16 protein-coding genes are annotated in these 19,909 nt (G+C 65.7%); 8 read left to right on the top strand and 8 right to left on the bottom strand.

Features of this window, described 5'->3' with window-relative positions; all coding sequences use genetic code 11:
• The 3 genes from ACZ1JC_RS16380 to ACZ1JC_RS16370 all read right to left on the bottom strand — a co-directional run bounded on the left by ACZ1JC_RS16380 (window position 1) and on the right by ACZ1JC_RS16370 (window position 2,753).
• The gene (locus ACZ1JC_RS16380) at window positions 1-816 is read right to left on the bottom strand and encodes a class I mannose-6-phosphate isomerase (protein WP_465135856.1); all 816 of its coding nucleotides are present in this window, start codon (window positions 814-816) and stop codon (window positions 1-3) included.
• A 25-nt stretch (window positions 817-841) separates the two neighbouring features.
• Window positions 842-1,888, bottom strand: coding sequence for a mannose-1-phosphate guanylyltransferase (locus ACZ1JC_RS16375; RefSeq protein WP_465138573.1), 1,047 nt, complete (start codon window positions 1,886-1,888; stop codon window positions 842-844).
• Window positions 1,889-1,979: 91 nt separating this feature from the next.
• Complete coding sequence (locus tag ACZ1JC_RS16370) at window positions 1,980-2,753, bottom strand: energy transducer TonB (RefSeq protein WP_465135857.1); 774 nt, start codon at window positions 2,751-2,753, stop codon at window positions 1,980-1,982.
• Window positions 2,754-2,954: 201 nt separating this feature from the next.
• On the opposite strand from ACZ1JC_RS16370, the gene ACZ1JC_RS16365 reads away from it, so the two are divergent.
• Window positions 2,955-3,671 carry a dienelactone hydrolase family protein gene (locus ACZ1JC_RS16365; protein ID WP_465135858.1) on the top strand — a complete coding sequence of 239 codons (717 nt, stop codon included), beginning with the start codon at window positions 2,955-2,957 and terminating at the stop codon, window positions 3,669-3,671.
• Window positions 3,672-4,105: 434 nt separating this feature from the next.
• Complete coding sequence (locus ACZ1JC_RS16360) at window positions 4,106-6,829, top strand: TonB-dependent receptor (protein WP_465135859.1); 2,724 nt, start codon at window positions 4,106-4,108, stop codon at window positions 6,827-6,829.
• 157 nt (window positions 6,830-6,986) lie between these two features.
• Here ACZ1JC_RS16360 and ACZ1JC_RS16355 read toward each other — a convergent pair whose 3' ends face one another.
• Window positions 6,987-8,060, bottom strand: a complete 1,074-nt coding sequence (locus ACZ1JC_RS16355) for a phosphotransferase (RefSeq protein WP_465135860.1) — start codon at window positions 8,058-8,060, stop codon at window positions 6,987-6,989.
• Between the two features lie 120 nt (window positions 8,061-8,180).
• Between ACZ1JC_RS16355 and ACZ1JC_RS16350 the strand changes: the two genes are divergently transcribed.
• The 4 genes from ACZ1JC_RS16350 (at window position 8,181) to ACZ1JC_RS16335 (ending at window position 12,277) form a co-directional block, all read left to right on the top strand.
• Window positions 8,181-9,392, top strand: a complete 1,212-nt coding sequence (locus ACZ1JC_RS16350; RefSeq protein WP_465135861.1) for a CaiB/BaiF CoA transferase family protein — start codon at window positions 8,181-8,183, stop codon at window positions 9,390-9,392.
• The gene (locus tag ACZ1JC_RS16345) at window positions 9,392-9,811 is read left to right on the top strand and encodes a Zn-ribbon domain-containing OB-fold protein (protein ID WP_465135862.1); all 420 of its coding nucleotides are present in this window, start codon (window positions 9,392-9,394) and stop codon (window positions 9,809-9,811) included. The genes ACZ1JC_RS16350 and ACZ1JC_RS16345 overlap by 1 nt, the downstream gene beginning before the upstream one ends.
• Window positions 9,808-10,992 (top strand): thiolase family protein, encoded by a 1,185-nt coding sequence (locus ACZ1JC_RS16340; RefSeq protein WP_465135863.1) that lies wholly within the window; start codon window positions 9,808-9,810, stop codon window positions 10,990-10,992. The genes ACZ1JC_RS16345 and ACZ1JC_RS16340 overlap by 4 nt, the downstream gene beginning before the upstream one ends.
• 85 nt (window positions 10,993-11,077) lie before the next feature.
• Entirely contained in the window at window positions 11,078-12,277 is a 1,200-nt protein-coding gene (locus ACZ1JC_RS16335; protein ID WP_465135864.1) for an amidohydrolase family protein, read from the top strand.
• A 215-nt stretch (window positions 12,278-12,492) separates the two neighbouring features.
• Here ACZ1JC_RS16335 and ACZ1JC_RS16330 read toward each other — a convergent pair whose 3' ends face one another.
• The 4 genes from ACZ1JC_RS16330 to ACZ1JC_RS16315 form a co-directional block, all read right to left on the bottom strand.
• A complete protein-coding gene (locus ACZ1JC_RS16330) occupies window positions 12,493-13,539 on the bottom strand; it encodes a phosphotransferase family protein (RefSeq protein ID WP_465135865.1) in 1,047 nt (348 codons plus the stop codon).
• A gap of 129 nt (window positions 13,540-13,668) precedes the next feature.
• On the bottom strand, window positions 13,669-14,508 hold the full coding sequence (locus tag ACZ1JC_RS16325) for an IclR family transcriptional regulator (protein WP_465135866.1): 840 nt from the start codon (window positions 14,506-14,508) through the stop codon (window positions 13,669-13,671).
• A gap of 234 nt (window positions 14,509-14,742) precedes the next feature.
• The gene (locus tag ACZ1JC_RS16320; protein ID WP_465135867.1) at window positions 14,743-16,287 is read right to left on the bottom strand and encodes a class I adenylate-forming enzyme family protein; all 1,545 of its coding nucleotides are present in this window, start codon (window positions 16,285-16,287) and stop codon (window positions 14,743-14,745) included.
• 140 nt (window positions 16,288-16,427) lie between these two features.
• Window positions 16,428-17,816 carry a helix-turn-helix domain-containing protein gene (locus ACZ1JC_RS16315; protein WP_465135868.1) on the bottom strand — a complete coding sequence of 463 codons (1,389 nt, stop codon included), beginning with the start codon at window positions 17,814-17,816 and terminating at the stop codon, window positions 16,428-16,430.
• Window positions 17,817-17,980: 164 nt separating this feature from the next.
• Here ACZ1JC_RS16315 and ACZ1JC_RS16310 point away from each other — a divergent pair, with 164 nt between their 5' ends.
• The gene (locus tag ACZ1JC_RS16310; RefSeq protein ID WP_465135869.1) at window positions 17,981-19,573 is read left to right on the top strand and encodes an isocitrate lyase; all 1,593 of its coding nucleotides are present in this window, start codon (window positions 17,981-17,983) and stop codon (window positions 19,571-19,573) included.
• 72 nt (window positions 19,574-19,645) lie between these two features.
• Window positions 19,646-19,816, top strand: a complete 171-nt coding sequence (locus ACZ1JC_RS16305) for a hypothetical protein (RefSeq protein ID WP_395331434.1) — start codon at window positions 19,646-19,648, stop codon at window positions 19,814-19,816.
• Window positions 19,817-19,909 lie beyond the last annotated feature (93 nt).

The raw sequence follows: 19,909 nt of genomic DNA, 5'->3' as shown, positions 1-19,909 counted from the left end.
TCAGGCTTCGCAGGCCCGTGCCAGCAGGCACACTCCGTTTTCCGCAAAGGCGACTTCGGCCAGCGAACTGGCAAGGCCGCAGCCGCCCGGCGCGATCAGGTCGTCGCCCACCTTCACTGATTCCTCGCGCGGGATCACCAGCAGTGCGCCGGGATAACGCGCGGCGATGTCCGGCGTGGGCACGCCGGCCACCTGATCGAGCAGGAACAGCGGGCCATCAACGAGCACTTGCGTGTCGTTCGAGCCAATGCGCTTGTGCCAGCGCGCCAGATCGTAGACCTCGCCCTTCGACACCGCCATGCCCTCATCCAGATGCAGCTCGCGCGGGCGGCCGTAGTCGTAGAGGCGATAGGTAATGTCGCTGTTCTGTTGCACTTCGATCAGGCTGACGCCTTCACCGATGGCGTGCACGGTGTTGGCCGGAATGTAGAAGAAGTCACCCGGCTGCACTTCGTGCCAGGTCATCAGCCCTTCGATGCTGCCATCCAGCGAGGCGGCGCGCATGGCTTCCTCGGAAATCGGCGCATCGAAACCGATGCCCAGCGTGGCGCCCGGCTCGGCAGCGAGGATCAGCCAGCACTCTTCCTTGCCCTGCTTGCCAAGGCCCTTGGCGATCGTCTGCGCATCGCTGGGGTGGACCTGAACGGACAGCTTTTCGCTGGTGAAAATGTACTTCACCAGCAGGTCCGGCAGTGCGGCGGGCGGTTCGAACCAGACTTCGCCGATGCGCTCACCTTCCGGGGCGACGAAAGGCGCGGGCAGGACGTCCTTGCCCCAGGGCTTCTCGACTTCGCGGATCGCGAGTGCGGCAGTCATGGCAGGTCCTCTATTACTGGTGCGTCTATTGGTTTGCGGCGCCGTGAAGCTTTCCGACCTTCTGCACGCCTTCAACCGTAGTGACCAGCACCTCGTTCCCGTCCACCACAACTATGACGTCGGAAAGCCCGATTACCGAGACGCGCGGCCCGTCGCTGTCGACCAGCACATTGCTGCAATCGACCAGCTCCGCCGCGCCCGGCCCGCGCACCGAATTGCCGGTTTCGTCACGCTCCAGCGCGTCGTGCAGGGCCTGCCAGTTGCCGATGTCGGACCAGTCCATGTCGGCCGGCACCATGGCCGCGCGGGCCGTGTTCTCCATCACTGCGTAGTCCACCGAATCGCTGGGCACCTCGGCGAACGTCGCCGCGTCGGGATGGAAGCGCTGGCCGTCTTCGGCGCCCTTCGCCACGGCTTCGCGCACTTTGGCGGCGATCTCGGGACGGTGGGCGGCGAGTTCGGCCATGAAGTCACCGACGCGGAAGGCGAAGATGCCGCCGTTCCACGCATAGCCGCCGTCGGCCAGGAAGCTTTGGGCGCGCTCAAGGTCCGGCTTCTCGACGAACTGCGCGGTGCGATAGCCGGGCGTGCCCTCGATCGCCTCGCCGCGCTTCAGATAACCGAAGCCGGTTTCCGGCGCGGTCGCCTCGATACCGAAGGAGACCAGCCAGCCATCGCTCGCCAATGCAGCGGCGGCGCAGGCGGCTTCGGCGAAGACTTCCGGACGGCCGATGTGATGGTCGCTGGGGCAGACGAGCATCACCGCATCCTCAGGCAAGCGGCAGGCCGCCAGCGCGATGGCGGCGGCGGTGTTGCGCGCGGCAGGCTCGACGATGACGCTGGCACCGGGGGCGCCGGCAAGCTGCGCCTCGACATGGTCGAGATGCATGGCGCCGGTCACCACCACCGGTGCGGCAAAGCCCAAGTGCGCCGGGCAGCGCGCAAGGCTTGCCTCGAACAGCGTGCTGTCGCCCACCAGCGGCAGGAACGGCTTGGGCTTGGCAGCACGGCTGCGCGGCCACAGCCGGGTGCCGCTGCCGCCGCACAGGATGACCGGGACTATCGTGGGGATTGGGCGCGAAGCATCGCGGGAATCGGAAGACATGCCAATCGCCATACCGCGCCTTCGGGGCAATGCAACGGGGGTGATTAGGGATGCCCGATTACCGGGCGTCGCCATCCTGCCCCTTCAGGAACCAGCGTTGGCGCCAACCATAGTCGGCCTCCACCGCATTGCCTGCCGCATCCCGCGCGGGGCGGAAGCGGAACCGCTCCATGGCCAGGCGGCACGTGATGCGGTCCGCCTCGGCATCGGGACTGGGCTGCGCGACCCGGCAGGCTTTCGCCTTGCCGTCAACGCCCACGCGCAGGACCACCACGACCTGGTGGCCCAGCCGCAGCGCGCGACTGGCCGCTGGGTAATCGCGGGCCGAGTTGATGTCTCCGGCGATCCTTTCCGGCTTGCTGGCCAGACCGCCTCCGCCGCCCTGGTCCGATCCCGATGTGCCGGAACCGAGCCAGGTACCCTGCCCGCCCGCCCCCGTTCCCGTGCCGGCGCGACTGGCGCCCGCGGCATCGTCGTGCCCGGCGCCGGCCACCGGTGGCGCCTGCGTCGGCGCGATGGCTATCGGCGCCGTGGGCACTGCCACGTCGCGCGGAGTGGCGCGCTTGCCCGGCGCGCCTTCGGCTCCCGGTGCGCGCGGCGGCGCAGTCGGCTGCGCGGAGGCGCGGACTTCAGGCTGCGGGCTTGGCGGCGGCGAAAGCGGAATGTCGAACGCGCGCGTGGTCGAACGCACCACGTCTTCCGCAAAATGGGGCGCGAAAGCCCGCACCAGCAGCGCCAGCACCAACAGATGCAACACCAGCACAAGCGCGGCCATGCCCCACCGGATGGACCTCGGCGGCCGCAGATCGGCTCCTGTAGTCACCGGTCGCATGGCTCTTCGATGCCACGCCCTCCGCGCGAATGGCAAGCCATGCCGCGCCGGACCGAAGTGACTGCTGCCCCTTTGACAGCCGGCCCGGTCGCAGTCATTCTCATATGCGAACCCATGTTCCCCAGTGCGACAACGATTCGCCGGATATCCAGCGTCAGCATCGCCGAAGACAGAGAGCAGGGTTTTGGAGAGGGGAGGCGCATGGCGGGTTTCGAATCCCTTGAGTGCGAGCATGAAGGCACCGTCCTTCGGGGCCTTGTTGCGCGCCCCGAAAAGGCGCCGTCCGGCGCAGCGGTCATGATGTTTCCTGGCGCCACCGGGCCTTCGGAATGCTTTTATGCGGCCATGCGCGAAGTGGCCGCAGGCGGCAGGCTGGTTATCGCGCCCGACATGTACGGCGCCGATGCCGACATCTCTTCCAACCAGGCGGCAGGCACGCATTTCGCCGCGCTGATGGCCGCGCCCGACCGCTTGCGGGAACGCGTACTGGTCTGGTTCGAAGCCGTTCGCGCACTGCCCGGCGTCGATCCGGACCGAATTGCGGCGATCGGTTACTGCTTCGGCGGAAAATGCGTGCTGGAACTCGCGCGCAGCGGCGCGGCGTTGCGATCGGTCACAAGTTTCCATGGCCTGCTTGGCACCCATGCGGCGGCCGGCGCCGGCGATATCGGCGCGCGGATCGCGGTTTGGACCGGGGGCGAGGATCCATACGCCCCCGCTGCCGATGTCGATGCCTTGCGCGCGGAATTGGATGCGGCCGGCGCAGATTACCAACTGACGGTTTTCGCCAAGGCGGCCCACGCCTTCACCGACCCCGATCACGACGGCATCGCCCCGGGGATCGCCTACGACCGGACGGCACATCGTATTGCCTGGAACGGAACGATTATCCTGCTGGAAGAGACTGTAGACGCCTGAACGGCTCCAAAGAGTCTTCTACAGGCAATTGTTCCCCCACAAAGAAATGAGGGAGGTTCATCAGACGAATTGCACCGGAACGACAGGAGGGTTAGTTTTCGCGAAGACGCAGACTCAAGTGCGCACGCGGAAAAAACCGCCAATAAATACGGTCCATACAAAACAAAACCGCCCAGAAGATGCCGCTCATCGGCACGGGGAGAACGTGGGGAGGACAGATCCGGGAAACCGGGCCCAAACATACTGCAACGGGACATGCGCCTATTGTCGTCCGGCCATCTGCCGGCACGGCGCATTTTACCCGGAACGCCGAATCCCAAGAATTTCAATGCAGGCCCGTGTGCGTGTCGATCGGTCAGAACCGGCGTCGCGCATCGCCCCGAAATCGAGGCGGCCTGCCGTGAGAACATGGTTTCCGTGAGGAGAGGAAGAACATGCTTGCAAGGAATTTCAGGACTTCGCTGATGATCGGTGTCGCGGCGGTGGGGACCGGCGCGGGGCTGATCGCGTCACCCGCATTCGCCCAGGATGGAACGCAGGATCAGGCCGCTTCGACGGCGCCGCAGCAGGCCCAGTCTGGCCGCCGCGAAAGTCCGGCAGTCAATCCCGGCGACATCATCGTCACCGCCCGGCGTACCGAGGAACGCCTGCAGGACGTGCCGATCTCCATCACCGTGTTCAACCAGGAGCAGCTGACCAACCGCAACGTCGTCAGCGCGTCCGACCTCGCCACCAGCACGCCTTCGCTTTCCGCCAACACCAACTTCGGTTCGCAGAACTCGTCCTTCGCGATCCGCGGCTTCGTGCAGGATCTGGGCACCGCGCCCTCGGTGGGCGTCTACTTCGCCGACGTGGTGGCCCCGCGCGGCGCATCGAACGGTCTGCCCTCGGGTGACGGCGCCGGTCCGGGCGCGTTCTTCGACCTGCAGAACGTGCAGGTGCTGAAGGGGCCGCAGGGCACGCTGTTCGGCCGGAACACCACGGGCGGCGCGGTGCTGCTGGTCCCCCAGCGGCCCACCGACCTGTTCGAAGGCTATGTGCAGGGATCGATCGGCAATTACGACATGCGCCGCGTCCAGGCCGTGCTGAACGTGCCGCTGGCCGATACCTTCAAGGTCCGCCTCGGCGTGGACCGCATGAAGCGCGACGGGTATCTGCACAACACCAGCGGCATCGGCCCCAAGGATTTCAACGATGTGGACTATACCTCGGTCCGCCTCAGCGTGGTCGCGGAACTGACGCCGGACCTCGAAAACTACACGATCGCCACTTATTCGCGTTCGGACACGCATGGTGACGCGCAAAAGCTGATCGCGGCCGATCCGGCCTACAGCCTGGGCCACTTCGCGGACGAGCAGCTGACGCCGGGCAGCGCCAACTATCAGGGTTCGGGCTTCTACGACTTCGCGCAGGACGTGCCCGATGCGCGTTCGCTACTGACCGTCTGGCAGGTGATCAACACCACCACCTGGCACGCCAGCGACACGCTGACCTTCAAGAACATCGCCAGCTATGGCGAGTTGAAGGACAGCTTCAACAACCCGATCTTCGGCACTGCCTTCGAAACGCCGGCGATTCCGCAGATCGGCCTGTCCAGCTATCGCTTCGGCTTTGCCAGCAGCCGCCCGCTGCCCGGTCGTGACACGGCGGCGGAATCGACCTTTACCGAGGAATTCCAGATTCAGGGCCGCAGCAGCAACGACAAGCTGACCTGGCAGACCGGCGCCTACTTCGAATCGGTGCAACCGCTTGGGCTGGTGGGATCGAAGTCCCCCGTCATCCAGTCCTGCGCCGACTCCGCCGCACTCGCGGCCAGCCAGTGCTATGACATCCTGGGCTATCTGGCCGCCGTCACCCCGGTTTTCTTCGGCGGCGCCTTCGATCCCACCCAACACGCCGGTGCGATCAACACCACGGCGGGCCGTACTTCGTTCCGCAACGTCGGCCTCTATGCCCAGGCAACCTACAAGTTCACCGACCAGCTAAAGCTGACCGGCGGCTTCCGCTACACCTGGGACCGGGAGAACAACACCAGCGTCCAGACGACGACGATCACCGGATATCCGCTCAGCTTCCCATTCTTCCAGCCGGTGCCGGCCGGCCCGTTGTTCACGTATTGCACCTATCCGGACGCCCCGGTGCAGGATCCCACCGCCGCCAACGGATGCCGCCGCGACATCAAGCAGAAGTCGCAGAAGCCGACCTGGCTGATCGATCTTGACTATACGCCGATCCAGGACGTGCTGATCTACGGCAAATACGCACGCGGCTATCGCGCCGGCGGCATCGCGCCCAACGTGACCTCTGCCTTCGCGGTCTTCGGCCCGGAAAAGGTGGATGCCTTCGAACTGGGCGCCAAGACCAGCTGGCGCGGGTCGGTACCCGGCAATTTCAACATCGCCGGGTTCTACAACAAGTTCAGCAACCAGCAGCTGCAGCTGGGCTTCAACGCCAACCCCTGCCAGTTCACCGATCCCGACACCGGCGCCTGCATCGCCGCTCCGGTCTCGCCCACGGCCGCGCCGGTCAACGCCGGCAGGTCGCGGATCTGGGGTATCGAGGTGGACGCATCGGCCAGCCCGTTCGAAGGCCTGCTGCTGCAGGTCGGCTATACCTATCTGAACACCAAGCTGACTTCGGCGGAGACTTTCTCGCTCGAACCCGGATCGCCCTATGTGCTGTCGGGCACCTACCTGGTGGGTGATCCGCTGGCGCTCAGCCCGAAGAACAAGGTCACCGTCAGCGGCACTTACACGCTTCCGCTGCCCGACAGCGTGGGCAAGGTCTCGTTCGGGGCCACCTTCACGCATACCGACAAGATGCTGGCGAACACCGGCAACCGTTTCTACTTTGGCTGCAATGGTACGGCGAACACCTACCTGCCGAACTGCCAGGCAGGAGCGGTGTCCGATCCGGCCACGGTCGCCTACATCCAGAGCCTGACGTTCCTGCCGGCCACGGACCTGCTGAACCTGAACGTCAATTGGGACAATATCGGCGGCTTGCCCGTGGATGCGGCGTTCTTCGCCACCAACGTGACCAAGGAAAAGTATTATACCTTCTATCCGGGCCTTTCGACCGGCACCGGTTTCGAAACCGCATCGGTCGGCGCGCCGCGCATGTACGGCTTCAGCCTGAAGTATCACTTCGGCGGCTGATCCGGTTTAGAGCAGTCGACCCGACTGCGTCGGATCGACTGCTCTAAGTTTTTGGTTTGTCGCATTTTCCGAGTCATCGGGTGATTCTACCTGATTGGAAAATGCTCTAATCGCTTCGTCGGAGGGGCCGTCCGCACTGCGGGCGGCCCTTTTCCGTTCAGGTGGCCAAAAGGGCGAAGCTGCCGTGCCGCATGACCGCGCGGCCAAGGCGGCCGACGAACGCCTCGATGATCGGCGGATCGACGCGGCGGGTGATCGCCCAGAGATAGTACCCGTAGACCACCGCCTCCCGGTACTGCGCCCAGGCCTCGTCTTGATCGGGCATGGCACAGCCGTACCCGCGCATCGCGGCGAGATACTCGCCAAGCAGCCGCCGCTCCTCTACTTCCGCGATATCCACCGGCAACACGGCATTGATGTGATAGGCCACATCCAGCGCCCAGCCGCCGCGCTGGAGAAGCTGCCAGTCTATCAGACCCATTCCCGTCCCTTGGCCCTCGCTTGTCCGGTAGAGATTGCCGGCATGGGCATCGCCATGAAGCAGGAACTGCGGCCGCCCCGCATCGCGCGCCGCCAGTGCCTGCATCGCGGTGACGAGATTGCCGGCATGGCGCACATCGGGGGCGAGCCCCTCCCCGCGCGGCCCGTCGAGAAGGTCCTGCAGCATTTCCGGCGTCACATACGTCATCGCCGCAAGCTGCGCCGCGCGCGGGGCAATCCAGTCCTTGCCCGCAAGCAGGTCCGCCCGCGAATGAAGCCGGGCAAGCAAGGACAGGCTCTGCGCCGCGTCGTCCGCCGTGAACGGATCGAGCGCCGAACAGAACGCCGCCCCTTGCGCGATCAGGTCACGCATCACCGTCACCGCCTGCTGCCCCTTGCGGTCCACCACTGTGGCGACGCAGGGCGGCACCCGCAGATCCAGCACCGGGGCAAGCCGGTTGTAGAAGTCCGCCTCCAGCACACACGTCGGCCCGCCCCGCGCCGTGGCCTCGTCCACGTCGAGCAGGCCCTTGATGCAGAACTGGTGCGTGGCCTGTTCCCCTTCGAAGCGAACAGCAAAGCGCACTTTGGTGGCGACCGTGCGGATCACTTCCAATGTCTCGACAGAGGCGATCCTGCGGCCGAACACGCCTTCCAGCCAATAGGGATCCAGCGCTTCGGCCAGCGTAGCGGGCACCGGCCCGGCATGTTCCACAGGCCCATTCCGGGGCGGGGCTGCTGTGATCGTCATCGTCATCTCCCACGGGTGCATCGGCTTGCCCAATTCTCCATTTCGGTACATCATTCGCAATAGAGAATTTTAACGGTCACGCGATGGTCGTCGAAAAGGCCGAAACGGGAGAGGCAAACGATGGGAAAGCCACTTGAAGGCATCCGCGTGGTCGAAGTGGCGATGTGGGCTTTCGTTCCCGCTTGTGGCGGCATGCTGGCCGATCTGGGCGCCGAAGTGATCAAGGTGGAACCGCCCAGCGGCGATCCGCTGCGCGGGCTCAAGATCGGCAGCCTTGGTGTGGCTGAGGCCGCCTACGACTGGTCGTGGGAAAGCTATAACCGGGGCAAGCGATCGATCACGCTGGACTTGCGGCAGGAGGCCGGGCGTGCGGTGCTGGAGCGCTTGCTGGAAGGGGCAGACGTGTTCCTCACCAGCCTGCTGCCGCCTGCGCGCCGGTCGATGGGCATTGACGCACAGACTCTGCGCGCCCGCTTCCCCAATCTGATCTATGCCAGCGGCAGCGGCACCGGCCCCCATGGCCCGGATGGCGAGAAAGGCGGCTACGACGCGATCACTTTCTGGGCGCGCGGCGGCATTGCTTCCTCGCTCACCGAGAACGACGCGCCCGCGCCGGTCGGCCCGCCCGGACCGGCGTTCGGTGACACGCTTTCGGGCGCGATGCTGGCCGGCGCGATCTCCGCCGCGATCGCGCGGCGGGCCATGACCGGAGAGGCCGGCGAAGTGGACGTATCGCTGCTGGGCACCGCCATGTGGTCGCAGCAGCGGCTGATCTGTCAGGGCACGGCCGACGGTGTGCAGCGCTTCCCACGCCCGTCCGGCCCGCCGCACAATGTGCTGGTGGCGAATTATCGCACCGCGGACCACCGCTTCATCGCGCTCTGCATGTTGCAGGCGGACCGTTACTGGGCGCGCTTCTGCGAGGCGGCGGGACGGCCCGACCTCGCCGCCGATCCGCGCTTTGCGGATGATGCCGCGCGGCGAGCGAACGGTGCCGAATGCCATGCGGAAGTGACCGCCCTGTTCGCCTCCAAACCGCTGGCCGAATGGAAGCAGATCCTTGCCCGGCAGGACGGCCAGTGGGACGTGGTGCAGGACGTGGGCGAGCTGAAGGACGACCCGCAAGTGCAGGCCAACCAGTACTTGCGCCAGATCGATGCCGGAAACGGCGCAACGATCCCGATGGTGGCCAGCCCCATGCTGTTCGAAGGCCAGGCCCTGCCCTCCACCCGCGCGCCGGAGCTTGGGGCGGATAGCGACGCCGTGCTGGCCGAACTCGGCTATGACGAGGATGCCGTGATCGACCTCAAGGTGCAGGGAGTGGTGTTCTGATGGCGCCCGGAAGCGTTCCGGCACGCAAACTGCCCGCGCTCGAAGGCGAAACCGCGTTCTTCTGGACTTCGGGCGCGGACGGCCAATTGCGCATCCAGCGCTGCACCGAATGCCGCACATGGCAGCACCCGCCGCTTCCCCGCTGCGCCGCCTGTGGCAGTGAGGAGCTGGAGGCCGAGCCGACTTCCGGCAAGGGCCGCCTCGCCAGCTACACCATCAATCACGAGGCATGGCTGCCGGGCCTGCCCGTGCCGTTCGTGCTGGCGGCGGTGGAACTGGCCGAACAGGCCGGCCTCTACGTCCTTGCCAATCTCGACGATGCGCCGCAGGCCGCGCGCGTGGGTCTGCCCGTGACCGTACGGTTCGAACAGCATGAGGACGTCTGGCTGCCCTTCTTCACGCCGGAGGAAGGTCTATGACCACCCTTCCGGAGAAGTCCGTCTGCGTGACCGGCGCCGCGCAATCGGAAGTGGCGCGGCCGTCCGCCCGCAGCGCGCTGCAACTCACTGCCGACGCCTGCCTTGCCGCCATTGCCGATGCCGGCCTGACCGTGCGGGAGATCGACGGCATCGCCACTTATCCGCCCAAGTCGGCCGAAGGCGGCGGCATTGCCCCGGTCAGCACATCGGAAGCCGCCGCCGTGCTGGGCATCAATCCGCGCTGGATTCTCGCATCCGGCGAAGGGTTCAGCCACATGGCGCCGATCTTCAATGCGGTGACCGCGATCGCCTGCGGCCTTGCCCGCCATGTCGTGGTGTTCCGCACCGTCGCGCAGGCCAGCGCCCGCGCGCAGGCCCGCGCATCCACACTGATGGGCGGCCGCGGCGCGCGGGTAGACGGGATCAGCGCCTGGACCGTGCCGTTCAATGCGCTCTCCCCGATCAACATGTTCGCCCTCTACGCACAGGCCTATTTCGACAAGTACGGCGCCACCGAGGCGCAACTGGGCGCCTTAGCGGTGAACGCCCGCCGCCATGCCGCGCACAACCCCGCCGCGATCTACAAGGCGCCGCTGACGTTGGACGATTACCTGCAATCGCGCGTGATCTCCTCCCCCATGCGGCTCTACGACTGCGACGCCCATGTCGACGGCGCCACCGCCATCGTCCTCTCGCACAAGGATGCCGCAAAGGACCTGCGCAACCCGCCGCTGCACATCGAGGCGATGGGCATGGCTGTCGGCGGCCTCTGGGCGGGCCGGCATGATGGCGACTTCACCAGCCTGCCCGCCGCCCGCCGCGCGGGAGAGATGCTGTGGTCCCGCACCAGCCTACGGCCGACCGACCTCGATTGTGCACAGCTGTACGACGGGTTCTCGATCCACACCTGGCTCTGGATGGAGGCGCTGGGGCTGGTACCGCAGGGAGAGGCCTGCCGCTTCGTCGAAGGCGGCACGCGGATCGGGCTGGACGGCGAACTGCCGCTCAACACCGGCGGCGGCCAGCTCTCGGCCGGGCGCCTGCACGGCTATGGCCATATCCACGAGGCCTGCGTGCAGTTGTGGAATCGCGGCGGCGGGCGGCAGGTGCCGGATGCGCGCACCTGCCTGATTTCCAACGGTGGCTTTGGATACGGCGCGATGCTCTTGCGGCGGGATTGATGCTGAGTCGTCGTCTTGACTTTTCTTGTTCGTTATGCCGATAATATATTCACAATAGCGAATAATAGATCGAGAGGAATGGGAGATGAGCGAGGCTGATCCGGCCATCCGCGCAGGCGCCGCAACCGAATGGGCCTACGGTCCGATCTTCGATGCGGACGCGCACATCGATCCGCCGCATGACATGTGGAAGGACTACCTGCCCGCGCACCTGAAAGACCGCGCGCCCTATATCGAGCATGCGGAAGACGGCGATTACATCTGCTTCGAAGGCAATCGCCGCCCCTTCATGATGATCAACAATCAGGCGGGGCGAGAGGGAAAGAACTTCAAGATGAAGGGCCGCCTTGCCGACCAGCGCAAGGTCTGGGAGCCCGCCACCCGCCTGGCCGACATGGATGCGGACGGCATGGACGCCGCGCTGCTGTTCGGCGGCGGGCCGCTGGGATCGTTCGACAACGAACTCTACGTCGCCAGCTACGAAGCCTATCAGAACTGGGTGCTGGACTTCTGCTCGGCCGCGCCGGACCGGCTCTTCCCGGTCGGCTACGTGCCGATGCGCGATATCGAGGAGACGTGCGCCCATGTCCGCCGCCTCGCCTCGAAAGGCTTTCGCGCGATCAACCTGCCCGCCTTCCCCCAGAATCCGGAGGCGTGGAAGACCACTTCGGGCGTGCAAGCCCTGAAGGACGGGCAAGTCTCCGCGCTGACCGGCGATCCCAAGGGCGCGCTGCAATATTCGAACCCCGCCTTCGACGCGCTGTGGAAGACGGTGGTGGACGCCGGGATCGTGGTGACATTCCACCTCGGCGCCCGCGTGCCGCGCTTCGGGCAAAAGGAATATTTCCTGGCCGACATGCCGATGAGCAAACTGGCGATGGCGGAACCGATCGGCATCCTCATCTACAACGGCGTGTTCGACCGTTTCCCGGACCTGAAGATCGGATCGATGGAATCGGGCGTGGGCTGGTTCGCGTGGTTCGCCGAATACAACGATCGCACCTGGGAAAAGCAGCGCTACTGGACGGAATCGCCGCTGAAGAACCCGCCCAGCTACTACATGGACCGCAACGTCTACGGCTCCTTCATCCAGGACCGCGCAGGCATTTTGAACCGCGACCAACCGGGTGGCCGCAACATCATGTGGTCATCGGACTACCCGCATTCGGAAACGACCTTCCCGCATTCGCGCGATGTGATCCTGCGCGATTTCGCGGGCGTGCCGGAAGCCGATGTGCGGGCAATCATTCACGACAATTGCCGGCGATTGCTGGGGTTGTCGTAGGCGGCGTAAATACGGTCAACGAGGCGGATAAACGATAGCCCAATACACTTCGTCGCCCCCGCGAAGGCGGGGGCCCCGCTTTCTTCTCGCCAAGCGCGCAAGAAAAGCGGGATCCCCGCCTACGCGGGGATGACGGTGCGGAGGGAAGGTACGGCCCGCAAAACCCAAACCCGCTCATCCTGAGCTTGTCGAAGTATCCCGCACAGCCCTTTCCCTCACCCCACCTTCAACCGCCTCGCCATCGACGCCTCATCCATCATCGGTGCACCGCGCAAGTGGCCAAGGCGGATGCCGGTGCAGGTCATCTTGAACTTCGCAAAATCCTCGTACCATTCAAGGTCGGCGGCGGATTTGCCGGTCAGGCCTTCCCACAAGCCCACCGTTTCTTCGCGGCTGCCCATGCCTTCCAGCGGCGCGCCATAGGTCGAGCCCGGCCCGTGCATGGTATCCGCGATCACGCAGAACCACGCCAGATCGTGCAGTGCGCCGCCCAGCGAGGGCTGCTCCCAGTCCATCACCGCGACGACATCGAAGTTCGCATCGAACATCATGTTGCCGATCCGCGCATCGCCCCAGACCAGCCCCTCTGGCTGATTCTCGGGCCAGAGCCCGCGCAGCCGTTCCAGCGCCGCGTCGAGTATCGGCAGCGCCTCTACCTGCTGAAGCCAGCGGGCGAAGCGCGCGTACTTGTCCCATTCCTGCGCCAGCCCCCGCTCTCCGTTCGGCCCGGCAAGGAAATCGAACCCGTCCAGCCGCACGCGCTGCACCGCCGCCAGTTGCTCCACCGCATTGCGCCAGAGCACGCGGCGCTGCGCGGGCGCGGCGTCCCTCAGCCAACCTTCGCGCGCATAGGGCGGGATCGACACCGGCACGCGGCCGGTCTTGCGCTCCATCACGAAGAAGGGATTGCCCAGCAGCGCCGGATCTTCCTCGAACCATAGCGGGCGGGCGACACGCACCTCTCCACTTTCGGCCAGCGCCTTCATCACCCGGTATTGCTGCACGAACAGATCATCCGGGAAGACCGTGAAGCCGCCCGGCTTGATCCGCACCACGCAGCCTTGTTGGCGTTCTTCGCCCTGCTCGCGCCAGTGCGCTTCGAACAGCACCGTCTCATGGCTTTGCCCGGCGCCGCGCGGATAGGCGAGATCGGTGATCCGCACCTCGCTCGCCTGCGGCATCCGCGCCGCCAGCCATTGCGCCAGTGCGCCCGCCAGTTCGTCAAGGTCCCGGGTTTCCGGCGCGACGATCACGTCCGACATCCAGCACTCTCCCGCTCGTATCGCAATTCCAAATTGCGAATTTATTTTCGAATATTTGATAAATCGACAAGCAGGGACGGTCAAGCAAAGCCGGCTTTGACGGTGCGGGAACCGCCGGGGCGGCGGCGGTCAGAAGTCTTCGGGCTGGCCGATCAGAAAGCGGGAGATGCGGGCGCAGGCTTCGGCCAGCGCCTCACCCGCCTTGCGTACTTCGGCGCCGGTCATGGCATCGTTGAAGCCACCCAGCACCAGCGAGATGGAGACACGGTCACGCGCGTCGTAGATCGGCGCCATGATCCCCATCAGCGAATAAGTCCGCGCGTCGTCCAGCGTGATTTCGGGCACCACCGGCGGGTCCTGCATGCCGTTGATCGTGGTGATACCGTCATCGGGCACGGTACCGGCACGGCGCGACAGGGCGATGAAGCCATGTTCGCGCACGAAGGCCATGCCGCCGTGGAGCTGCTCCAGTTGCTCGGCCGTGGGCGCGGGATTGGTGCGGGCCTGCACCGCATCGGCCTCTCGCGGCGTGCGCGCGAAGAACGAGGTTGCCTGCACCCAGCGCAGCGGCATGCGCGTGCCCAGCGGCACCGGATAGCCGACGTGGCTGGCAGAGGCCGCACGCTCGCGAAGGTGGATCATGTCGCCTTCCAGGAAATAGGCACCGCAGACCACATCGAAATCGTCCGCCAGCTTGCGCATTTCCGGCTGCGCGACCTGCAGCGGCGAGAAATGCTCCGCCGCGGTGCGCCCGATCGCCGCCAGCACCGGGCCCAGCACATAAGTCTTGTCGCTGGTGCGGTAGAGATAGCCCACGTCGACCAGCCCGGTCAGCAGCGCATGGCAGGTCGCCCGGCTGAGCTTCAGCGCGCGCACCAGATCGGTAAGCGCGAAGGACTGCCCCGGATGATCGGCGATGAAATTGAGGATGGCGGCCATGCGGGCGACGCCAGGGGAAGAACGCGACATGAGTGCTTTCGCTATTTCGAATTACCTGTCGGGTTATGGGGCGTGGAGAGGTTCGTCAATGGGGGCGCAGAGGTGGCGGCCCCACATGCACGGCTCGCTAAACCCCTTCGTCGCCCCCGCGAAGGCGGGGGCCCCGCTTCCTTCTCGCCGCGCCCGCCAACAAAAGCGGGGTCCCCGCCTTCGCGGGGACGACGAGGTTTGGTGCGCGACGTTCGGGTTCAATCGTCGGACGCTCTAGCCGCTGACCGCAGTTTCCTTCAACCGCTCGGCCACGATCCGCGCGATTTCGCGTCGGGCAACCTTGTTGGAATGCAGCAGCGGCACCTCATCGCGGGTAAGCTCCACCCACGCGCGCGGCACTTTGTACGACGAAAGGCTGGCCTTCATCCGTGCCTCGATAGCCGCCACATCGAGCGCCGCCCCGTCGCGCGGAACCAGCGCCGCCACCAGCAGCGCCCCCCGCTCGCGATCCGGCAGGCCGACGACATAGGCGCTATGCACGCCGTCCAGCGCCTGCAATTCCATCTCCACCTCGGCGGGCGAGACGTTCGAGCCGGAAACCTTGATCATGTCCCCGCCCCGGCCAACGAAATGGATACGGCGGCCATCGGCGCGATCCTCGACAAGACAGAGGTCGCCGGTGCGCAAGTAGCCGTCCGGCGTGTAATGCTCGGCCCGGTCGATCTTGTGGAGCGCCGGGGCGACGGCAGGGCCGCGCACCTGCATTTCGCCCACTTCGCCGTTGCCAACCGGGCGGCCGTCCTCATCCGCGATGCGGACCTCGTAACCCGGGGCGAAGTGGTCCATCGGCGCGCAGACCGGGCGGCCGGGCACGCGGAACTCGTCACCCCAGCCGTAAGGCCCCAACGTTTCGCTCATGCCGAGGCCCCACCAGGGCTGCGGGCCCTTGATGCGTTCAAGGTCTTCCTCGGCCAGTACCGATCCCATGGCGAAGCGGCTGTTGCTCAGCGTTCGTTCGGAGCAAACCGTAACCGCGCCCTGCTCCCAATCCGGCAGCAGCGAGAGCATCAGCCCGCCCACCCAAAACATCGGCAATTGGGCGGGGCGTTCTTCGCCCTGCTTCACACCCAGCATCTCGACCAGCCAATGGCTGCGCGCCAGAACCGCGCCGTGGAGATGGCGCACACCCTTGGGCAGCGCCATCGAGCCGGAGGTGTAGATCTCGATCATCTGGTCGGTCGGATGAACTTCGGACTCGGCCTCGCGCAGCACCTCTTCGCCCACATCGACATCGCTAAGCCACGCCATTGGCGCGACGGCGGCGGGCAAGTCCGCGCCGCTGGAGACGATCCAACGCAGGTACGGCACACGCGGCAGGCGCAGCGCGCCGCAAGTCTGGCCGGAAAGTTCGGGCAGCGCCTCGGTAAGCCGCGCCACGAGGTCCTTGCCCAGCATGGTCCGCTGGACGATCAGCCCCTGTACGTCGCTCTGGCGCAGCACGCGGACCAGTTCGTTGGCGCGGATCATCGAGCTGATCGGCACCGCGACCGCGCCGATGCGGGCGATGGCAGCCAAGGCCGTGGCAAAGCCCGGACCGTTGCCGAAGATGAACCCGACGCGCGCGCCCTTCCCCACACCACGCGCCAGCAGTCCGCGCGCGAGGTCTGCGGATTGGCGGTCAAGATCGGAGAAACTGGCGCTTTCGCTGCCGGTTTCGGTCTCCAGCGTGATCGCCACGGCATCGCCATAAGCAGCGGCGGCGGAGCGGATCAGTTCGGGAAAGGTCCGGGCCGCGCCCGGCGTGCTTTCGCTGCTCAATGCACTCATCCTCTCGCCGGATTTTCTACCCTTTAGGGCGCGATCCTGCGTCGTGAGAACTGCCTTCGCAAGCATCTGCGGCGCGACATCGCTGGGGCGGAATCGTCGTATTGGCGAATTTAAATTCGCAATGGAGAATATCAGCTTTCAGAGAAGGTATAGGGCTGAGCGGCGCGGCGATAGTCGTCGGCCAGCACATCGCGGCCGATCGGCGGCACCGAGCGGGCGGCGCAATCGGCACGCTGGCAGAGGCGGCAGGTCACACCGATCGGCGTCGCCCTGACCTCAGCTTCACCGCCATAGACCAGCTTGCCCGCCTCTTCCGCCGCGCAGGCGAGCGCCACGGCGCGGGTGACTTTCATCCGCCCATGCCGCCCCTCGCCCGAGGTGACAGTGCGCGCGATCGAGAAGAAGCGTTGCCCGTCCGGCAGTTCCAGCCACTGGGTGCGCACTTCGCCCTGCCAGCGGAACACCTGATGTACCGACCACAAGGGACAGCCGCCGCCATGCGCCGCGAAGGGAAAGCCCGCGCCGTCCAACCGCTTCGAGACGTTCCCCGCCTCATCCACGCGCAGGAAGAAGAACGGCACCCGCTCCTCCCCCGGACGATGCAACGTGGTGAGCCGGTGCGCGACTTGCTCGAAACTGGTGCCGAACAGCCCGCAGAGCGCCTCTATATCGTAGCGCCGCGCCTCCGCGGCGCGGGCGAACTTGGCATAAGGCATCAGGATCGCCGCCGCCGCATAGCCCGCCAGCGCCCGGCGCACGAGCGTCGCCGTGGTGGTCTGCACAAAGGCGGCAGCGCGCACGACCGCCACGATGTCACCGCGCATCGCGGTATGGGCGATGTGCGTGGCGATCTGGAAGGCCCGGCTTGAGGGGCCGAGCGTATCGTCGATCAGCAGCTGCTGGTTGTGCCGGTCGAACCGCCGCAGGGAATCGACCATGACGTCGGGCGGCAGAAAGCGCACGCGAACGCCCTTGGCGGCAAGCCATGCGGTGGCGCCACCGGCTTGCTCGATTTCGCCGGCAAGTTCCTCCGCCCGCACGTCGATGGCGTGGAAGTAGTTGCGCGATTGGCCGAGGAACCGCTGCGCCTCACGCACCGGCTCGTTCTCTTCCGCCGCCGGGCCAGAGGCGCGCTGCTCTGCCAGAGCCTGACTTTCGCGGGTGTAAGCGCCGTGAAGCCGCAGCAGCGCTTCCGAAATGCCCGGAAAGCTCATCGCCAGGTCGGCCACTTCCAGCGAGGGCAAGTCGATATCGGCGAACAGCGGATCGCGCAGCACATCCCCCACGCGGCGAGCATAATCCTCGCCATCGTCCCCGGCGATGTCGGCAATGTCCAGCCGATAGGTCCGTGCAAGGCGCAGCAGCATGTCCGCCGTGACCGGGCGCTGGTTGCGTTCCAACAGCGCGACGTAGCTGGGCGAAATCTCCAGATCGTCCGCCATGGCCTGCTGCGTCAGGCCCAGTTCGCGGCGCAGGCGGCGAAGCCTGGGGCCAAGGTAGAGAGGTCTCGATTCCGCCATGGCTCAGCACTTTGTCATGCCTGCACATCTTTACAAGGAATATCTGTAAAGTTTTACAACCGGACTTCGCAGGCCGTTCCGCACTGCAAAAATGGGGCCTAGCTCAAGGTCATCGCCCAAACACATTTTTCGGCGCCCATTTTTCAAGACGGGGACTTTTGGCAGTGACCTACCAGAGCAAGATCACCGAAGCCGGCCAGACCATCGGCACCGAGCCCAACTGGAACGGCATCGAGCCGGAATCGGTCGCGCGCATGCGCCTGCAGAACCGCTTCCGCACCGGCCTCGACATCGCCCGCTACACCGCGCGCATCATGCGCGAGGATATGGCGGCCTATGATCGCGACCCTGCCAACTACACCCAGTCGCTGGGCTGCTGGCACGGCTTCATCGGCCAGCAGAAGATGATCTCCATCAAGAAGCATTTCGGCACGACCAAGGGCCGCTACCTCTACCTGTCGGGCTGGATGGTCGCGGCGCTGCGCAGCGAGTTCGGCCCCCTGCCCGACCAGTCGATGCATGAGAAGACCTCGGTTCCCGCGCTGGTCGAGGAACTTTACACCTTCCTGCGGCAGGCGGACGCCCGCGAACTGGGCATGCTGTTCCGCGATCTGGACAAGGCGCGCGAGGCCGGTGACGAGATGGAGGCCAAGCGCCTCGAAACCGCGATCGACAATCACGAGACGCACGTGGTGCCGATCGTCGCCGATATCGACGCGGGCTTCGGCAATGCCGAGGCGACCTACCTGCTCGCCAAGAAGTTCATCGAGGCCGGCGCCTGCTGCATCCAGATCGAAAATCAGGTCTCTGACGAGAAGCAGTGCGGCCATCAGGACGGCAAGGTTACCGTTCCGCATGAGGACTTCATCGCGAAGATCCGCGCAGTCCGCTACGCCTTCATGGAACTGGGCGTGGATGAGGGCCTGATCGTGGCGCGCACCGACTCGCTGGGCGCGGGGCTGACCAAGCAGATCGCCTTCACCCGCGAACCGGGCGATATCGGCGACCGCTATAACAGCTTCCTCGACTGCGACGAGATCGCGGCGGGCGATGTCGGCCACGGCGAAGTGCTCATCACTCGCGAAGGTCGCCTGATGCGCCCGAAGCGGCTGCCCTCGAACCTCTACCAGTTCCGCAGTGGAACCGGCGAGGATCGCTGCGTGCTCGATTGCATCCATGCGCTGGAGAACGGCGCGGACCTGCTGTGGATCGAAACCGAAAAGCCGCACATCGGCCAGATCGGCGGAATGGTCAGCCGCATCCGCGAAGTGATCCCGAACGCCAAGCTGGTCTACAACAACTCGCCCAGCTTCAACTGGACGCTGAACTTCCGCCAACAGGTCTTCGATGCCTGGACAGCGGAAGGCCGCGACACCGGCGCCTATGACCGGGCGAAGCTGATGAGCGTCGACTACGACGGCACCGAGCTGGGCAATGAGGCCGACGAGCGCATCCGCACCTTCCAGAAGGACGCGGCGCGCGAGGCGGGGATCTTCCATCACCTCATTACCCTGCCGACGTACCACACCGCCGCCTTGTCGACCGACAATCTGGCGAAGGAGTACTTCGGCGAGGCGGGCATGCTCGGATACGTCAAGGGCGTGCAGCGTCAGGAAATCCGCCAGGGCATCGCCTGCGTGAAGCACCAGAACATGGCCGGATCGGATATCGGCGACGACCACAAGGAATACTTCGCCGGCGAGGCTGCCTTGAAGGCGGGCGGCACGCACAACACGATGAATCAATTCGCTGCCTAAGGCGGCGACGAAACGAACTTCGAAGGTCGCCGGGAATCGTCCGGGACCGCCAAGCAAGGAAAGGAAGGTACTATGACCACCATGACCACCGAACCGGCCCGCGCCCGCGCGGTGCTTTCGAACCAGGACTTCAAGCTGCTGCAGGAAGCCGTGCTCTTCTACATGCGTGCACATGAGGACGATCCGATCTCGTCGCAGTACTCGAACCTTTATCACCGCCTCGGCAGCGCCGGACGGCGTTGAGCGGTAACTCGACACGAAACACGAAGAATGATGGTGCCGGAGGATCAACCGGCACCGAAACCCCGCCTTTGCCAACCGGCAAGGCGGGGCCAA

It is taken from the genome of Sphingomonas sp. BL-S-28, assembly GCF_055521515.1.
Note: the sequence above shows the minus strand (reverse complement) of the source record. Positions and strands in the feature narration are given on the sequence as shown.